Consider the following 16,389-nt stretch of genomic DNA (forward strand, 5'->3'; position numbering starts at 1 on the left):
GACTAGGGCGCATATCCCCCTAGTTTTTTTGTGCCTTGATCTAGGGAAAAAAGGTGAATTTTTATGCTATAATGAAAGATGGTATGAATTCGAAAGTAATATAGTGAGGGATTAGAAATATGGCAAGTTATACGCCCATGATACAGCAATATTTAAAGATCAAGGCAGATTACCAAGATGCCTTTTTATTTTTTCGCTTAGGCGATTTTTATGAAATGTTTTTTGATGATGCAAAAGAAGCAGCACAAGAATTAGAAATTACGTTAACAAGCAGGGATGGCGGCACGATTCCAATGTGTGGTGTTCCATATCATTCTGCGTCTGCATACATAGAACAACTGATAGAAAAAGGCTATAAAGTCGCCATTTGTGAGCAGGTGGAAGACCCTAAAACAGCAAAAGGTGTGGTCAAAAGAGAGGTCGTTCAACTGATTACACCAGGTACGGTCATGGATGGCAAAGGACTGAATGAAAACGAAAATAACTTTATTGCGTCTGTTTCCAGCTTTCAAAATGGCTACGGTCTTGCGCTTTCCGATTTATCAACAGGTGAAAACATGGCGGCTTTCATTGAACGGTTAGAGGAAGTTGTGTCTGAAATTTATTCTGTCGGTGCAAAAGAGATTGTGGTATCAAAGCAGCTCGATGAAGAAACGGTAAAAACCCTGAAGGAACGCTGCCAAGCGACCATCTCATACGAAGATAGCGATGAATTAATAGATGAAGCGGAACGACTCGTTTCTCATCTTGACGAGCATCTGAAAATAGCATTTTTAACACTCTATGCATACTTAAGAAGAACGCAAAAAAGGAGTCTTGATCATCTTCAGCAAGTTCAAGTATTTGAGCTTGAACAAACGATGAAAATTGATCTTTACTCAAAAAGAAACCTTGAATTAACAGAAACCATCCGTTCAAAAAGCAAGAAGGGTTCTTTATTATGGCTCTTAGATGAAACAAAAACGGCAATGGGTGGAAGATTGCTGAAGCAATGGATTGATCGTCCGCTCATCCGCCTTTCACAAATCAAAGAACGCCAGGAAATGGTGCAAATTCTGATGGAACATTTCTTTGAGCGAGAGGATCTGCGAGAACGTTTAAAGCAAGTGTATGATCTTGAACGTCTAGCAGGCCGTGTGGCATTTGGAAATGTGAATGCTCGTGATCTTATTCAATTGAAAGAATCTCTCAAGCAAGTGCCGGCTATTAAAGAGCTTGTCCATTCTCTCCCGGAGGAAATGGCGAAATCTAGAGCAAATGACATTGACCCATGCGGTGATTTACTTAATTTATTAGAAGATGCTCTTTATGAGAATCCGCCGATGACGTTAAAAGAAGGCAATTTGATTAAAGACGGCTACAATGCAAAATTAGATGAATATCGTGATGCGAGCCGAAACGGGAAAGACTGGATCGCTCGTCTTGAACAGCAAGAAAGAGAATATACAGGCATTCGATCGTTGAAAGTCGGCTTTAATAAAGTGTTTGGCTACTATATCGAAGTGACCCGTGCAAATACGCATTTATTAGAAGAAGGCCGTTATGAAAGAAAACAAACCCTTGCCAATGCAGAGCGGTATATTACACCTGAATTGAAAGAAAAAGAAGCCCTTATTCTTGAGGCGGAATCAAATATTAGTGAATTGGAATATGAACTATTTTCTGCGCTTCGGGAACAAGTAAAAGCCTATATTCCTAGATTACAGTTGCTCGCAAAACAAATGAGTGAGCTTGATGCGCTGCAATGCTTTGCCACTGTGAGTGAAAAACGGCGTTATGTTCGCCCTGAATTTTCATCAGATGAAGTGGAAGTCATTGATGGTCGTCATCCTGTTGTTGAAAAAGTGATGGATCATCAAGAGTATGTGCCGAATGACTGCCAAATGGGCAAAGGGAGACAAACCTTGCTCATTACTGGTCCGAATATGTCAGGGAAAAGCACATATATGAGACAAATGGCATTGATATCGATTCTTGCGCAAATTGGCTGTTTTGTGCCAGCATCAAAGGCAACCCTTCCGATTTTTGATCAAATCTTTACACGTATTGGGGCGGCAGATGATTTGATTTCTGGTCAAAGTACTTTTATGGTAGAGATGCTCGAAGCAAAAAATGCGATGGTACATGCGACAAAGAACAGCTTGATTTTATTTGATGAAATTGGACGCGGGACAAGCACTTATGATGGAATGGCTCTTGCACAGGCAATCATTGAATTTGTGCATGATCATATTGGTGCCAAAACCCTTTTCTCCACTCATTATCATGAACTGACGGTACTGGAATCCCAATTAAGCGAACTGAAAAATGTCCACGTGCGAGCTGAAGAGCATGAAGGAACAGTTGTTTTCTTACATCAAATCAAAGAAGGTGCAGCGGATAAAAGCTACGGCATCCATGTAGCGCAGCTTGCTGAACTGCCTGATGCGATCATTGATCGAGCCCAGACCATCTTAACGGAGCTTGAGAGCGGATCACATGAAGTGATTCCGCGCGTCTCTAAAGCCCCGAAAAAAGAAATGGCTGAGGAAAAACAGCAGCTTTCTTTCTTTGAAGTGGAAGAAAAACCGCAAACAAAACCTGTGCTGAAAAACAAAGATCAAGCAGTGATCGAAGAATTGAAGTCATTTAATTTAATGGATATGACACCGCTTGAAGCGATGACAAAGCTATATGAATTGCAAAAGAAATTATAATGTAAGGTGAGGTGAGCAAGAAATGGCAAAGATTATTCAGTTATCCGATGACCTATCAAATAAAATTGCAGCTGGTGAAGTGGTCGAACGTCCGGCTTCTGTTGTGAAGGAGCTCGTGGAAAATGCGATCGATGCTAGTAGTACTGTCATTGAAATCGATGTAGAAGAAGCAGGACTTTCTTCTATTAGAATTATTGATAATGGGGTGGGAATCGATGCTGAAGATTGTAAGCTCGCCTTTCAGCGTCATGCGACGAGTAAAATCAAAGATGAAAATGATCTGTTTCGTGTCAGGACGCTCGGTTTCAGGGGGGAGGCGCTGCCAAGTATTGCCTCTGTCTCTCACTTAGAAATGAAGACAAGTACCGGTGAAGGTGCTGGAACACACTTAGCTCTCCAAGGCGGGAAGATCATTTCGGAGAAAAAAACCTCTGGCCGTCGCGGCACCGAAATTGTGGTCACCAACTTATTTTATAATACGCCAGCCCGTCTAAAATACATGAAAACTGTTCATACGGAGCTTGGCAACATTTCTGATGTTGTGAACCGAATTGCACTTGCTCATCCAGAAGTGTCGATTCGTTTGCGACATCAAGGAAAAGTGCTGCTTCAAACAAATGGAAACGGAGATGTGCGGCATGTGCTTGCGGCCATTTATGGAACGGCAGTGGCCAAAAAAATGCTGCCACTACATGTACAATCACTTGATTTTGAAGTGAAAGGCTATATTTCCTTACCAGAAGTGACAAGGGCATCACGTAATTATATGTCTTCTGTTGTCAACGGTAGATATGTCAAGCATTTCCCGCTGGTGAAAGCCATTCATGAAGGATACCATACACTGCTCCCGATCGGACGCCATCCAATTACATTTATTGAGATGAAGATGGACCCCATTTTAGTCGATGTGAACGTACATCCTTCTAAACTTGAAGTCAGACTAAGTAAAGAGCAAGAACTTCATGAGTTGATCAAACAAGGGATTAAGGACGTCTTTCAAAAGCAACAGCTCATTCCAAGTGCTTCAGTGTCAAAAAAAGCACCAATGCCAGCAGTGAAAAATGAGCAACAGTCCTTATCTTTTGATTCTAAACAAACAATGAAAAGCCGAATGGAAACACCTGTTTCCTATGAGCCGGACTCACTCGCATCGGCTGTATACGAGACTAGTCAGAACGACACATACGGGGTGCGTGAACCGGAAAGTACGGAAGCGCCTTTACCAGCATCGTCTGAAGAAACGTTTGACCATGTATATGTAGAGGAATCTGCAGCTTCGCATGAACAACATGACGAAGTGATACTGGAAGAGAGTGCAGCCCAGCATCAGGCTGAAAGTGAACGTGTCCCTGTGATGTATCCGATTGGACAAATGCATGGAACATATATTTTGGCCCAAAATGAACGCGGTCTTTATATCATCGATCAGCACGCTGCCCAAGAGCGAATCAAGTATGAGTACTTTCGTGAAAAGGTAGGAGACATTGAACAGGAAGTGCAAGAAATGCTTGTTCCATTAACCTTTCACTACTCAAAAAATGATATGTTGATTATTGAAGAGCATATCGATATTTTAGCAAAAGTAGGGGTCTTCTTAGAGCCATTTGGATCAGGTAGCTATATCGTTCGATCACATCCGCAGTGGTTTCCTAAAGGGGAAGAGGCTGAACTCATCGAAGAAATCATTCAGCAAGTACTTGATGAAAAGCGTGTGGATATCAAGAAACTGAGAGAAGAAGCGGCGATTATGATGAGCTGTAAAGGCTCAATTAAAGCAAATCGTCATTTGCGTCACGATGAAATCAAAGCCTTATTAGATGAACTCCGGCAAACACAAGACCCATTTACATGTCCGCATGGCCGGCCGATTATGATTCATCATTCTACATACGAAATGGAAAAAATGTTTAAACGGGTGATGTAGCAGGATTTTAGCTGGTGGGTGAATCGGTTTGCCCACCAATTAATTTTTCAATCCGATAGTCTGTTTCGTGTTGTTGTGATGTGAAGATAAACATCCGCTGTCATGTTGTAAGGATAACCCCTTTCCTCAAATGGATAGGGGTTTTTGTTATTTGGTTATACGATTAGGTGAAGCGTGATATGATTGTAAAAAGGAGGGAATATGATGACATTCAAAAAAGCGTTCAATATAGGTTACTTTGTTTTGCTCTTATCTTTTTTTGTCGTATATTTTTTGCTTCCAGTCGACCAACTATTTACCGCAATGATGATCCTAACCTTACTATTTGGCGTATATCAATTTGTGATTTTTAAAAAACTAAAAGAGCAAAAATAACAATAAAAAACGCCATATATGGGTTTGCCAACTAAATGATGACAGTCCATCATGAGATATGGTGTAACAATTATATAAAGTGCAGTAAGCACAGCGGCAATAGTTGTGATAAATGAGAAAAAGCGCTCTAAGAGCGCTTTTTTGTTTAGCATCCGCAAGGATTTGGCGGTGTGACGACAACTGGCCGTTTATTAATATCAATCGTATCCTCTGCATAAAATGTGGAACCGATGCTGATCGCACGATTTTCTGCGCGGAACGTATATGTACCTGCAGCAGGAAGTACTTTATGAGAAAGTTGTAATGTATATTGGGAACTTCCGAATAAATCGAAACGAGCTGGAATGCGAACAGTTTTTCCATTGTTCAAAATGTAACTGTCTTTTAAAGCTTTTCCGTTGATAATATCCTTTGTTGTGGCTTGAAAACCTGCTGGTAAAGTAAATTCAACTGCACCAATACTTAGAACAGAATTTGGACGGTAAGTCAGGTCAATGTCAGAAAAAGACCATTCCTGTTTACTTGCTCCTGTGATTTTTGCATAAAGTGCAGCTGGCCTTGCATTCGTTGAAGCTTTGCTTTCCTCTGTTTTAGCCCCTTCAGCTGATGCGGCTAGCGGTACTGAGAGTGCCATGACCAATGTCAGCATCCCCATCATAATGATTGTCCATGTTTTCTTCATTTCTTCCTTCCCCCTTGGTTGATTATAGGTAAATAATAGATGATTACATCCATTATTTACCTATAAGGTTACCATATTTCTATATGTCATTAAATGGTATTTTATACCCTTATTTTGCTTGTTTTTTAGTAATAACGAGGTAGGAATGCATTTGGTTGGTTTATTCCGTAAGCATTTCCTGTCAAATGATGATTTGCCGGCATCATCATTTGCATATCATGATAGCCGTATGGCTGGTGGGGAGCCATACCATAACCGCCGTAGTGACCGAAGTGATGGTGATCGTTCATCTGTACATTTGAATAGGGATCATACTGCTTCGTAAAAGGAGAATAGGCTGAATGATGATGCGGGTGGTGTCCGCTATAAGCATCTTTTTTACCGGTATGATAATGATTTGGCATATTCATAGGGTCATGCATGTTTGGTGCGATCATATGCTCATGATTGGCTGTATACACATTTTCAAACGTGTGATAGGGATTTTCTTGATGGTAATGGTTTGTTTGGTTATTCATATTATTCATTTTGTATCTCATCCTTTTTTTCAGGTTGCCATATCTTATGAGCTGCACCTGTTTCATGAGCCTATCCATATGAAAGAAAAGAACAACATGTAACAAAAAAAACCGGCTTTTCAGCCGGGAAAACAAAAAGCAGGTGTAGCGTCAAACACTAAAATGAGAAGCTATGTCTTTTTCTGCGACGCTTCTTACATCTGCTGCAGACACTTTTAGGAAAATAATGGGGATCGTAGCTTCTTGAAGTATCCCAAAAATCGCTCTCAAACCAATCATCTTTTTTATGATAAAACTTCTTTTTTTCACACGGATCAATATGGTGATGATCGTCATGCTTTTTATAGCATTTTGAGTGGGAATGTTTGCTCTTGCATTTGCACATTGTCATCCCTCCTAAATGTGACTCAATGCTAGTATATGCAAGAAAGGTGTACGAGGACTGGATGGTGGCGCTCCTTTTGTAAAAAAAGGCTAATTCTTTAAAAACTCAAATAAAAAGAATTGACTAGTGCTAAATTAACATGATAAAATATAAATTTTTATCCTCTGCTGAAATGTGTTATAATGATATTGTGAATACTTTCGGAGGTGGCGGATTTGTTTCAAATAGGTGATAAAATTGTTTATCCAATGCATGGAGCCGGTGTGATTGAAGGAATGGAAGAAAAAGAGATTTTAGGTAAGACGCAGGAATATTTTCTGATTCAAATGCCGAATATGCAGATGATGGTCCCAAAAGGCAGAATCAATCAACTAGGTATACGTCCGGTAGCTGATCAAGCTACGCTGAAAGTTGTGATGAACAATTTTGCAGAAGAAACAAACGACGACACGCTTACTTGGAAGCAAAGATATGATGAAAATCTGAAAAAGCTAAAAACAGGTTCGATTGAAGATGGCGCAGACGTTGTCAAAGATCTGATGAGACGTAATCAGAAAAAAGCCTTAAATTCTAGTGAAAAGAAGATGCTTGAAGATGCACGGGGCATGTTAGTGAGCGAAATTTCACTTGCACAAGGCATGTCGCAAGATGAAGTGCTGACAGCATTAGAGAATGAATTAAGAGTTTAATGCTGGATATACAGAGACTGGCTGTAAACAGAAGGAGATATTCCTTTTGTTTACAGCTTTTTTATTTGAAAAAAGCTGAAAATTCCCAATTTTGTAGGTGTTTTTGACTAAAACTAAAATGAGGTCATAGGATTTAGTTTTTACTTGCACAAGAACCGTTTTAAAGAAGCCGAAAATACCTAGGGCAACATAATAAAACAGGTAAGTTCTCCTGATTCATGAAAAGGAGCCGGACATTCTTTGAATTCTTTTAGCGATTGATAGTAAAATAATGCGATAAGATGACATCGAAGAGAATGAAAAGGAGCGGTGAAATGAAAAGACTACTCATAAGTGGATTCATCTTTCTCATCCTGTGTGCTCTTTTAATGGTGAAATGCAGCCATTCTATCCAAGAAAATAAAGAGCAAAAACAACATCATGAAGAAGTAGAAAAGTATAAGAAAGAGCGAAAAAAAGGGGATCAATATGAAAGTTTTAAACAGCTTATACGGCATGAAAGAGACGGCTATGAGATAGAGTTTCATGAAAAAGGGGGAAGTGACTTACTTGTCTTTTCTCCTCACGGCGGCGAAATTGAACCAGGAACAAGTGAAATTGTAGAAGCATTTGAAAAGAAGTACTCTACGTATTTATTTGAAGGGACAAAACAAGATAACAATCGTGACTTGCATATCACTAGTACAAAATTCGATGAACCGATTTTGGTTCAAATGATTAAAACATATCCCTTTTCTATATCAATCCACGGCTATAAAAGTGATAGAAGACATACACTTGTGGGCGGGACAAACGAAAAAATGCAAGAAGCGGTTGTGCGAGAACTAAAAGACCGGGGCTTCTCTGCAGAGCTCGTGCAAAAAGGTGAGCGCCTCTCTGGTACGGATCCAAACAACATTAATAATCAAAATGCAAGTGGCGAAAGTGTCCAATTAGAAATTAGTACGGCGCAGAGAAAAGCCTTTTTTGACAACTTTGATACGAGAAAAGGAAAGAAAAAAGCATTTAGTCGCTATGTCAGTGGTTTAAAAGAAGTGCTTAGAGAATTCGACCCTTCTTCGTAGAAAAAAGGTTTTGATGGGCAAAAGTACTCTCTTTAAACTTGGTAAAAAAGATAGAAATGTGCAAAATCAACATAAAATATGAAATAAATGACAATTTGCCTTAAAATCATAAATTATGTAAAATAATAGTTATCAGTTTGATATGATAGAATGGGGCTGAAGTGGATGGCACACAAAATACCATCTTCCGAAGTAGGTGTAAAAATCAATCAATGGTACACACATATTTGCAAATTTGAAGTTGATCAGGCAAACGATATGAAGCGCCTTGTTGAAGAAGACATTCATGAGATGGAAGAAGATCAAGATTTATTACTCTATTATTCTCTCATGGATTTTCGCCATCAAATGATGCTTCAGCACTTAACGCCAGTCCATGCAGGGAATGAATCGCTTCAAGCGGTTTCTTTTCCAAAAGAAATTGAAGAGGCAGAAGATGAGATGACGGGTTTATTGGGTTATTACTTTCATTTTTTTCATGGAATGTATGCATTTACCCAGCACCGGTATATCGAAGCCATTTCCTATTATAAGCATGCGGAACATCAGCTGATCTTAGTGACAGATGAGATCGAAAAAGCGGAATTTTATTATAAAATTGCTGAAGTATACTATCATATGAAACAAACCTATTTTTCTATGCATTATGCGAAAAAAGCGAGAGACATCTATAAGAAACATCAGCTTTATGGAAAAAGAAGCATTCAATGCGATTTTGTGATGGCAGGTAATTGGATTGATGTAAGTCAGCATCAAAAAGCGCTCCCTTATTTAGAAAAAGCTTTAAAAGTGTGTGAAGCAATGGAAAGAAAAGAATGCACATCTTATTTTAAGGCGATGGCCCTCAATAACTTAGGAACTTGTCATTATAGTATGGGAACCTACCATACAGCGACTGTCTTCTTTGAACAAGCCATTTCACTTTATCAAAAAGATCAAGCTGCAACGATGATCAAATCATTGTTTTCACTGGCTCTTACTTGTTTTAAACTCGAAGATATGGAGCGAGCGAGTGAGGCTATAAAGGAAGGCATGAATCAGGCCTCTATATTGGGAGATGAAATTTATCAATTGAAATTCCAATTTTTACAGGCACTCTATATAGAAACAGACAGCTGGGAACAATTGAGGTCAGCCCTTTTGGGACTACGAAACAAAAAAATGTTTGCTGATTTAGAGGAATTGGCACTTGATGCGGCTAATTATTATAAGGAACGCGACATGTACAAGGAATCTTCCACTTTTTTTGAAATTGTGATCGAAGCGCGTACGCACATTCAAAAAGGAGATGAGATGTATGAGAACGAAGCATAACATGTCAGCTGCTCAAGTAGAAGAAAGACTTCACACATAAAAACAGATAAAACAACACCCTTTACGAAAAACGTAAAGGGCTTTTTTATTTATTCTTGGATTGCTTTTTCTGCGTCGATGGCACCTGCTCCGTAGATCATTGGATCCTCTCCAGACCACTTGCTTGTATTTTCTTTTAATAAAGTTTTGACTTCATCAGGAGTTAAATCTGATGAATGCTCTAATAATAGTGCGCAGATACCGGCACAAATGGGTGTCGCCATCGAAGTGCCAGATAACGTCGTATAATCATCATCGACTCTACTTGATTTATCTAGTTTATCTAGGAATGATCTTGGTGATCTAAGAGAGACGATATTGACTCCTGGTGCGAGGAGGTCGGGCTTTGTTTCACCATAGACCGTTGGACCTCTGCTCGAAAATGGTGCCACGACATCGTCACTTGATTCTGGCGTATTTCGATCATCATAGGCTCCGACCGTAATGACTTTTTGACTCACGGCAGGGCTTGCGATTGTTTGACTGTTAGGACCGGAGTTCCCAGCAGCAACGCATACAACAATCCCTTGATCCCAAGCTGCATTGACAGCGCGCACCATCGGATCGTCTTGTTCGTCATCATAACGCTGCGCATCGCCGCCTAGCGACATACTGATAATGTGAATTGGGTCATCAGGATGGTCTTCGTTGAACTGTATGCACCATTCAACACCTTCTATAATAGTAGAAAGTGATCCAGCGCCTTGTTTATTTAACACTTTTACCCCAATGATATTGGCTTTTGGAGCGGGTCCTTTGTATAAGCCGTCTGAGGCAGCTCCGTCTCCAGCCACATCCCCAGCGCAATGCGTTCCATGACCGTTATCATCGTAAGGTTTCGTTTTTTGTTTGACTAAATCTACAAAGTCGCGAATTCTTCCATCTAAGTCCTCATGTGGGTATATGCCTGTGTCAACGACCGCTACCGTAATGCCTTCACCGGTTAAGGTTGTGCCATTTCGAACGACTTCATCCGCATGACTTGATTGTGTCGCCACATCCAGCAGTGCATGTACCTGTCTGTCTAAATATATTTTGCGAATATGCTCCCCATTTGCTAAGAGTTCCTCTAAAGCAGCAGGGGTAAGATCAGCTGCGCAGCAGTTAATATGTGAAAAATGTTTTTTGATGTTTGTTTTTCTGCTTTTTTTCATTAGCTGCTTTGTGCTTTGAATACCTGCTTCGACTGCATCTTCTTTAAATTCAATGATGACCCGAAGCTTCTTGCTCTTCTTTAACCTTCCTTCAAAAAAACGATGAAGAAAACAAGGCGTCCACTTAAAAGGCTTATAGAGGTGAAGGACGGTCTCTCTTAAAGGCTGATCCAATTTACTAGCATGTGTTCTGACCATTTGTACCATGGAAAATCCAAACATGTGATGCCCTCCATTCTAGCTATCCATTCTCGTACACTCTTACGTTATGAACATGACAGCATCTTTGTTCGGATTCTTGTCCCTTCTTTTGTTCATATTGGCGGCTGACTCATTCCCTTTAAAAAGAAAAGCGCTTACATTTTGTAAAATAATAGAAAAAGGTGGAAATCATATTAAAACTGCCGATGATAGGTGGGAGAGTTCTTCTTAGAGAACCAGTAAAACAGAGGATTCTGCAGAAAAAAGGGGGGTTCTAGACAGGGTCAATGCTCATACAAATGTGATTCATTCCAGATGAAAAAAATCAAATTCGCATAAAAAAAAGACGAATTAAAGAAAACAGACTGGGTAGGACTAGGTCATTTTAAACATAACTTCATTTGTTTGTCATACTATTCTAACTCTGTTTTCAATCAGGAAAGGCGTTTCTGTGTATATAAATGCAATTATCTTATTTTTGAGGAATCTCATGATCTAGAGTGTTATGATCAAATTTGAAGAGAAAATGTGGAAAAAATGAAAAGAAATGATGATTCAATATTAATCATAGAAACGGCTTAGAAATCTGTTAAAGGAGAACGGGAATGAAGAAGTTTTTTGCTTTGCTTCTCCTGCTTGTCATCGGATGGGGCGTCTATTATACCATGCAAGCACAGGAACATGATGAGCCAGTGTCATCAGGTGGAGAAGACGAAAGCGGTTCAAATGATATGTATCGCAATTTTAAAGAACTGGAAGAGAATGAATCAACAGATCATTATCAAATCACATCCAATCCAGTGCCCGGCAGCCGTCTTCTAGTGATGTCGCCTCATGGCGGGAGAATCGAAGGCGGCGTTAGTGAGATTGTCCATTTTTTTGATAACGATTTTTCTACGTACTTATTTGAAGGTTTGAGAGAAAATGCATCAGAACTTCATATTACAAGTACAAACTTCGATGAACCAATCGGAGTCGCACAGGCAAAAGCACATGATTATGTATTAGCTGTTCATGGATATAAAGGGGAGCCGGGAATTGACCACACCCTTGTTGGCGGAACAGACTATGACCGTGCTGAAAAAATTGTGAACTCATTAGAGCGCAACGGTTTTTCTGCTGAACTTGCAGTTGCACACGCAACCCTAAGCGGAACGAGCAATCATAATATTAATAATCTTACAAAAACAGGGCAAAGTGTACAGCTTGAGATTAGTAGAAGTCAGCGTGAAGCGTTATTTGACAGTTTCGATTTTCGGCAGCGGTCGAGTACAAAAAACGAGACGTTCTACCGGTATGTCAGGGCGATTCGAACGGTGCTGGATGAAGAATATACGTAAGGATGGTGCACATCTTAAGACAGCAAGATGAATTCTTGTTACACTATAAAAAGTGATAACAAAAGGAGAGACAGATATGGCGCGTCATCATTTTCATCTTCAGGCAAACTGGCCTGGTCTGCGTAACGATGTGGGGACAATCGAATGTGAACAGTTAAAGACGGAGATTTCCATTCCAAAAGAAATGGATGGACCGGGTATTGGAACAAATCCAGATGAGATGCTCCTAGGTGCAGCGGCCACATGTTATATCATTACACTTGCAGCCATGATGGAGCGGAGTCAATTAGAGAAAGAGGATTTATCGATGAGCTCTGAGGCAGTTGTCGATGTGACAAACGGTGTGTTTACATATGAGAAAATCATTCACCGTCCTGTCATCATTCTCAAAGAGTCGGCTACAGCACAGGACATAGAACGAGCTCGTAAGCTTGCACATAAAGCTGAAAGCTCATGTATGATCTCTAGAGCTGTGCAAGGGAATGTCCATATTTCCTTAGAAGAAACCATCAAAGCTGGTTATTAAGTAAAAAAGTCATTTTCTCTTGATTAATGGAGAAAATGACTTTTTTTATGACGTCCATTCGGTTTGATCGAATGGTTCTTTCTTTTCTTCCTTTTGTTTTTTGGATTGATTTAAGACAATGACGCCGCATATGACAAGTGCAAGACCAATGAATCCTTTCATATGAATGGTTTCGTTAAATAGCACGAGGCCCACAAGAGCAGTAAGTGCTGTACCGACCCCAGACCAAGTGGCATATGCAGATGACAACTCAATTGTTTTGAGTGCCAAACTGAGAAAGGTAAAGGCACATCCAAATCCGATCAGCACCCCCATACTCGGCAGCACCTGTGTAAAACCTTGCGAAAGCTTCAGCATCGTACTGCCAAAAACCTCTGTCAAAATGGCTCCTGTTAAATAAAGCATTCCTTTCATATCACTTCACATCCTTTAAGACATATTTAATAGTACGACCCCTGAAACAAGCATTGCCATTCCAATAAGTGCTTGACGGTTCAAAGTTTCTTTGAAAAAGAGCACGCCAAAAAAAGCCGTGAGGACGGTACCTACCCCAGACCAAGTGGCGTAAGACATGCTAAGTGGAATGATATTAAGGGTCAATGACAGCATGTAGAAAGCAAGTGTATAGCCAGCGACAACGACAGCGCTAGGTTTAAAGCGTGTGAAACCATTTGATAGTTTCAGCATCGCTGCCCCAATCGCTTCTGAAAAAATGGCGATAGCCAAAAAAAGATATCCGAGGATCATCATCATCCCTCCTCTAAAATGTGTAAAATCCGATGAAGTAAAAGGGTTTTTTCCTCTCGATTCAATGGTTCAAGCTGAAACATTTCTGAAAACCATATACCATCACAGGCAAGACGGATCAATTGGCTAAGTGCAGGGTCATTGATTTCCTCGGCTGCTTTTTCTTTAAATTCCGCATAAAAATGACGCCAAGGATTTAATAACGCTTCATCAAATGACATGGTTGCCAGCATACTTGTACATAGCTGTGTGGTGTTTTGTCTATCAAGGTCATTTAATGTGGCCAATATATAGGCACGTACATAAGGTGCCTTTTCGTTTTTGTATGTTTCCTGATACGTGTCAAGCTGCTGACGAAAAGAGGCAACCGCATGCTCATTCATTTGCTGGATCAGGTCTTCCTTGCTCGAAAAATGATACAGTAGCCCGGCTTTGGTCATATTTGCATGTTCTGCCACCTGCTGAAGGGTGAGCTGACTCAATCCTTCTTTTAGAATGGTGTGAGCTGCTGCCTCAAAAATTTGTTCTTTTTTCGTTTTAGACATAAAAAAAAACACCTACTTTACTGAACGGTCGGTAAAGTAAATGTTAACCTATGAAAAACAAATGTGTCAATCGATTCATTTTACAAGAGGATGTTTTCACTAAATCGTCATATTTAATAATAAGGGTATGGTCCATATGGCGGGTATGGCGGTGGATAAGGATAACCATAGCCATATCCTGGAGCAAGAAGCGACCCAGCTAAAAGCCCTCCAGCAAAACCACCTAAAAATGGCGGTCCAAAAAATCCAGGTCTCCCATAGCCAAAACCAGGGCGCCCAAACCCAAACCCAGGTCTTCCAAAACCAAATCCAGGGCGTCCAAATCCAAAAGGTCTTCTCATCTCATCTTGAACAAACGGTGCGTCAAAATAATTCATAAAAAAAGACTCCTTTCACATAAAATCACTGTAACTGACATCAGTGTATTCGAGTGGCCCACTTGTGTTTGGGTGAATGCCTAAAATAAGGAGGAATGTAAAAAATGGGCCTGTATCCGTCTGATTGGGCTAAATGTCCACCTCATGCACATGCTTATAAAGCGAGAACGGATGTAACCGAAGAACATTATCATTTAATAGAAGGTATTTCTCAGCCTGTGAATGGAAGCAGTACCGACAGTCATACTCATTATTACCGGGGGATCACATCATTTGAAAGAGGGCATTTCCATAGATATTATGGCGTCACTGGACCTGCTATCCCAAGAGTGGACGGGACGCACTACCATGAAATTGAGGAAGTCACGTTTTCTGCCTATACCGACTCTGTCCCGATTCCATACGGGGGAGTCGTTTACAGTCCAGATGAAGAAAGGCCAACGCATAAGCACCGTTTAAAAGGAAAGACATATGAAGTGGTCGGGAATGAACCGCTTGGCTGGTGACGGGAGGATATAGGAGAGAAAGAGAAGTTATGCTATACTGTAGGCAGTTTGTAAAAGAGAGTGATGTTATGAAAAAACAACCAGTGATTGTATTAGTAGGTCCGACGGCTGTCGGAAAAACAAAGCTGAGCATTGATATAGCGAAAGCATTTAATGGAGAAATTATCAGCGGGGATTCCATGCAGATCTATAAAGGGATGAATATTGGCACAGCGAAAATCACCCCTGAAGAAATGAATGGCGTACCGCACCATTTAATCGATATTAAACAACCGGATGAATCGTTTTCTACAGCTGAATTTCAGCAGCTTGTCCGCTTAAAAATCAAAGAGATTGCTGCGAGAGGGAAAACGCCCATGATTGTTGGTGGAACTGGGCTATATATTCAGTCTGTTTTATATGATTACACGTTTACTGATGAGAAAAGTGATCCTGCTTTTAGAGAAGAGATGACGCTGTTTAAGCAGCAGCATGGACCGATCAAGCTGTATGAAAAGCTAAAAGAAGCCGATCCTGACGCTGCAAAAGCGATTCATCCGAATAACGTCCGCCGCGTGATCAGAGCGCTTGAAATCATCCATACAACAGGTCAGAAAATGTCTGATATGCAAAACGGGCATCAAGAAGTTCCTCTTTATGACACTGCCTTCATTGGGCTGAAAATGGACCGAGAGCTTTTGTACGAGCGCATTCATCAAAGAATTGATATGATGTTAGATGAAGGCTTAATTGAAGAAGTGAGCGCACTTTATCAATCTGGTTTGAAAGATTGTCAGTCTGTTCAAGCGATTGGTTATAAAGAGTTGTATGCCTATTTTCAAGGCGATTGCTCACTTGATGAAGCCATCCAGCAATTAAAACAAAATTCCCGCAGATATGCGAAGCGTCAGTTTACGTGGTTCCGTAATAAAATGGATGTCACCTGGTTTGATATGACACCACCTTGCCACTTTTCGGACAAAAAAGAGGAAATTTTCGCATATATAGCAGGAAAGCTTGGACTTAAAGCGAAACTGTAGTTATCAGAATCAAGGAGGACGAAACATGAAACCGATTAATATTCAGGACCAATTTTTGAATCAGATCCGCAAAGACAATACATTTGTCACAGTATTTTTACTGAATGGCTTTCAGCTTCGCGGTCAAGTAAAGGGATTTGACAATTTCACGGTGCTGCTTGAGACAGAAGGGAAGCAGCAGCTTATTTATAAACATGCGATTTCAACATTTGCACCTCAAAAAAATGTAAATCTTGAATTAGAATAAACACCCGTTTTCACCAATAGCCCCATGCAGCTGCGAATAAA

The 16,389-nt window shown here is 40.3% G+C and carries 18 protein-coding genes; 11 read left to right on the forward strand and 7 right to left on the reverse strand.

All coding sequences use genetic code 11. The features are described from left to right. Nucleotides 1–119: 119 nt before the first annotated feature. The 3 genes from mutS to V7L95_RS15175 all read left to right on the forward strand — a co-directional run bounded on the left by mutS (nt 120) and on the right by V7L95_RS15175 (nt 4,995). On the forward strand, nt 120–2,696 hold the full coding sequence (gene mutS, locus V7L95_RS15165) for a DNA mismatch repair protein MutS (protein WP_340967063.1): 2,577 nt from the start codon (nt 120–122) through the stop codon (nt 2,694–2,696). Nucleotides 2,697–2,718: 22 nt separating this feature from the next. Then, a complete protein-coding gene (mutL, locus tag V7L95_RS15170; protein WP_182489161.1) occupies nt 2,719–4,620 on the forward strand; it encodes a DNA mismatch repair endonuclease MutL in 1,902 nt (633 codons plus the stop codon). Nucleotides 4,621–4,821: 201 nt separating this feature from the next. Next, entirely contained in the window at nt 4,822–4,995 is a 174-nt protein-coding gene (locus tag V7L95_RS15175; RefSeq protein WP_158082758.1) for a hypothetical protein, read from the forward strand. 145 nt (nt 4,996–5,140) lie between these two features. On the opposite strand, the gene bslA is transcribed toward V7L95_RS15175, so the two are convergent. Continuing rightward, nucleotides 5,141–5,677: a biofilm surface layer hydrophobin BslA gene (bslA, locus tag V7L95_RS15180; protein ID WP_017367279.1), complete on the reverse strand. Its 537-nt coding sequence runs from the start codon at nt 5,675–5,677 to the stop codon at nt 5,141–5,143. A 125-nt stretch (nt 5,678–5,802) separates the two neighbouring features. Next, nucleotides 5,803–6,204, reverse strand: coding sequence for a hypothetical protein (locus tag V7L95_RS15185; RefSeq protein WP_340967072.1), 402 nt, complete (start codon nt 6,202–6,204; stop codon nt 5,803–5,805). 591 nt (nt 6,205–6,795) lie between these two features. On the opposite strand from V7L95_RS15185, the gene V7L95_RS15190 reads away from it, so the two are divergent. The 3 genes from V7L95_RS15190 (at nt 6,796) to V7L95_RS15200 (ending at nt 9,647) form a co-directional block, all read left to right on the forward strand. Further along, entirely contained in the window at nt 6,796–7,269 is a 474-nt protein-coding gene (locus V7L95_RS15190; RefSeq protein ID WP_007499456.1) for a CarD family transcriptional regulator, read from the forward strand. A 314-nt stretch (nt 7,270–7,583) separates the two neighbouring features. After that, nucleotides 7,584–8,333 (forward strand): poly-gamma-glutamate hydrolase family protein, encoded by a 750-nt coding sequence (locus V7L95_RS15195; protein WP_008344021.1) that lies wholly within the window; start codon nt 7,584–7,586, stop codon nt 8,331–8,333. 165 nt (nt 8,334–8,498) lie between these two features. Then, nucleotides 8,499–9,647 carry a Rap family tetratricopeptide repeat protein gene (locus V7L95_RS15200; protein WP_017359041.1) on the forward strand — a complete coding sequence of 383 codons (1,149 nt, stop codon included), beginning with the start codon at nt 8,499–8,501 and terminating at the stop codon, nt 9,645–9,647. Between the two features lie 89 nt (nt 9,648–9,736). Here V7L95_RS15200 and V7L95_RS15205 read toward each other — a convergent pair whose 3' ends face one another. Continuing rightward, nucleotides 9,737–11,062 carry a S8 family peptidase gene (locus V7L95_RS15205; RefSeq protein ID WP_017359040.1) on the reverse strand — a complete coding sequence of 442 codons (1,326 nt, stop codon included), beginning with the start codon at nt 11,060–11,062 and terminating at the stop codon, nt 9,737–9,739. A gap of 584 nt (nt 11,063–11,646) precedes the next feature. On the opposite strand from V7L95_RS15205, the gene V7L95_RS15210 reads away from it, so the two are divergent. Both V7L95_RS15210 and V7L95_RS15215 read left to right on the forward strand, forming a co-directional pair. Next, nucleotides 11,647–12,381 (forward strand): poly-gamma-glutamate hydrolase family protein, encoded by a 735-nt coding sequence (locus tag V7L95_RS15210; RefSeq protein ID WP_056704769.1) that lies wholly within the window; start codon nt 11,647–11,649, stop codon nt 12,379–12,381. 76 nt (nt 12,382–12,457) lie between these two features. After that, the gene (locus V7L95_RS15215; RefSeq protein WP_058213761.1) at nt 12,458–12,907 is read left to right on the forward strand and encodes an OsmC family protein; all 450 of its coding nucleotides are present in this window, start codon (nt 12,458–12,460) and stop codon (nt 12,905–12,907) included. 45 nt (nt 12,908–12,952) lie between these two features. Here V7L95_RS15215 and V7L95_RS15220 read toward each other — a convergent pair whose 3' ends face one another. The 4 genes from V7L95_RS15220 to V7L95_RS15235 all read right to left on the reverse strand — a co-directional run bounded on the left by V7L95_RS15220 (nt 12,953) and on the right by V7L95_RS15235 (nt 14,576). Continuing rightward, nucleotides 12,953–13,321 carry a multidrug efflux SMR transporter gene (locus V7L95_RS15220; protein ID WP_007499443.1) on the reverse strand — a complete coding sequence of 123 codons (369 nt, stop codon included), beginning with the start codon at nt 13,319–13,321 and terminating at the stop codon, nt 12,953–12,955. 15 nt (nt 13,322–13,336) lie between these two features. Further along, a complete protein-coding gene (locus V7L95_RS15225; protein ID WP_017367286.1) occupies nt 13,337–13,654 on the reverse strand; it encodes a multidrug efflux SMR transporter in 318 nt (105 codons plus the stop codon). A gap of 2 nt (nt 13,655–13,656) precedes the next feature. Next, nucleotides 13,657–14,199 (reverse strand): TetR/AcrR family transcriptional regulator, encoded by a 543-nt coding sequence (locus V7L95_RS15230; protein WP_008344015.1) that lies wholly within the window; start codon nt 14,197–14,199, stop codon nt 13,657–13,659. A gap of 113 nt (nt 14,200–14,312) precedes the next feature. Continuing rightward, a complete protein-coding gene (locus V7L95_RS15235; protein ID WP_017359036.1) occupies nt 14,313–14,576 on the reverse strand; it encodes a hypothetical protein in 264 nt (87 codons plus the stop codon). Nucleotides 14,577–14,680: 104 nt separating this feature from the next. On the opposite strand from V7L95_RS15235, the gene V7L95_RS15240 reads away from it, so the two are divergent. The 3 genes from V7L95_RS15240 to hfq all read left to right on the forward strand — a co-directional run bounded on the left by V7L95_RS15240 (nt 14,681) and on the right by hfq (nt 16,348). Then, a complete protein-coding gene (locus V7L95_RS15240) occupies nt 14,681–15,082 on the forward strand; it encodes a YmaF family protein (protein ID WP_046526675.1) in 402 nt (133 codons plus the stop codon). A gap of 68 nt (nt 15,083–15,150) precedes the next feature. After that, complete coding sequence (gene miaA, locus V7L95_RS15245; protein ID WP_056704774.1) at nt 15,151–16,101, forward strand: tRNA (adenosine(37)-N6)-dimethylallyltransferase MiaA; 951 nt, start codon at nt 15,151–15,153, stop codon at nt 16,099–16,101. Between the two features lie 25 nt (nt 16,102–16,126). Further along, on the forward strand, nt 16,127–16,348 hold the full coding sequence (hfq, locus tag V7L95_RS15250) for an RNA chaperone Hfq (RefSeq protein ID WP_003211269.1): 222 nt from the start codon (nt 16,127–16,129) through the stop codon (nt 16,346–16,348). The last annotated feature ends 41 nt before the right edge of the window (nt 16,349–16,389 follow it).

This window comes from Bacillus sp. PPSBB_11, assembly GCF_038023285.1.
Taxonomy (GTDB): domain Bacteria; phylum Bacillota; class Bacilli; order Bacillales; family Bacillaceae; genus Bacillus; species Bacillus altitudinis.

Excerpts from the sequence above, each read along its gene's own strand:
- bslA (WP_017367279.1), bottom strand. The coding sequence starts at position 5,677 with ATGAAGAAAACATGGACAATCATTATGATGGGGATGCTGACATTGGTC.
- mutL (WP_182489161.1), top strand. The coding sequence starts at position 2,719 with ATGGCAAAGATTATTCAGTTATCCGATGACCTATCAAATAAAATTGCA.
- hfq (WP_003211269.1), top strand. The coding sequence starts at position 16,127 with ATGAAACCGATTAATATTCAGGACCAATTTTTGAATCAGATCCGCAAA.
- V7L95_RS15205 (WP_017359040.1), bottom strand. The coding sequence starts at position 11,062 with ATGTTTGGATTTTCCATGGTACAAATGGTCAGAACACATGCTAGTAAA.
- V7L95_RS15175 (WP_158082758.1), top strand. The coding sequence starts at position 4,822 with ATGATGACATTCAAAAAAGCGTTCAATATAGGTTACTTTGTTTTGCTC.
- V7L95_RS15240 (WP_046526675.1), top strand. The coding sequence starts at position 14,681 with ATGGGCCTGTATCCGTCTGATTGGGCTAAATGTCCACCTCATGCACAT.
- V7L95_RS15230 (WP_008344015.1), bottom strand. The coding sequence starts at position 14,199 with ATGTCTAAAACGAAAAAAGAACAAATTTTTGAGGCAGCAGCTCACACC.
- V7L95_RS15195 (WP_008344021.1), top strand. The coding sequence starts at position 7,584 with ATGAAAAGACTACTCATAAGTGGATTCATCTTTCTCATCCTGTGTGCT.
- V7L95_RS15235 (WP_017359036.1), bottom strand. The coding sequence starts at position 14,576 with ATGAATTATTTTGACGCACCGTTTGTTCAAGATGAGATGAGAAGACCT.
- V7L95_RS15225 (WP_017367286.1), bottom strand. The coding sequence starts at position 13,654 with ATGATCCTCGGATATCTTTTTTTGGCTATCGCCATTTTTTCAGAAGCG.
- V7L95_RS15220 (WP_007499443.1), bottom strand. The coding sequence starts at position 13,321 with ATGAAAGGAATGCTTTATTTAACAGGAGCCATTTTGACAGAGGTTTTT.
- miaA (WP_056704774.1), top strand. The coding sequence starts at position 15,151 with ATGAAAAAACAACCAGTGATTGTATTAGTAGGTCCGACGGCTGTCGGA.
- V7L95_RS15185 (WP_340967072.1), bottom strand. The coding sequence starts at position 6,204 with ATGAATAATATGAATAACCAAACAAACCATTACCATCAAGAAAATCCC.
- V7L95_RS15215 (WP_058213761.1), top strand. The coding sequence starts at position 12,458 with ATGGCGCGTCATCATTTTCATCTTCAGGCAAACTGGCCTGGTCTGCGT.
- mutS (WP_340967063.1), top strand. The coding sequence starts at position 120 with ATGGCAAGTTATACGCCCATGATACAGCAATATTTAAAGATCAAGGCA.
- V7L95_RS15200 (WP_017359041.1), top strand. The coding sequence starts at position 8,499 with ATGGCACACAAAATACCATCTTCCGAAGTAGGTGTAAAAATCAATCAA.
- V7L95_RS15210 (WP_056704769.1), top strand. The coding sequence starts at position 11,647 with ATGAAGAAGTTTTTTGCTTTGCTTCTCCTGCTTGTCATCGGATGGGGC.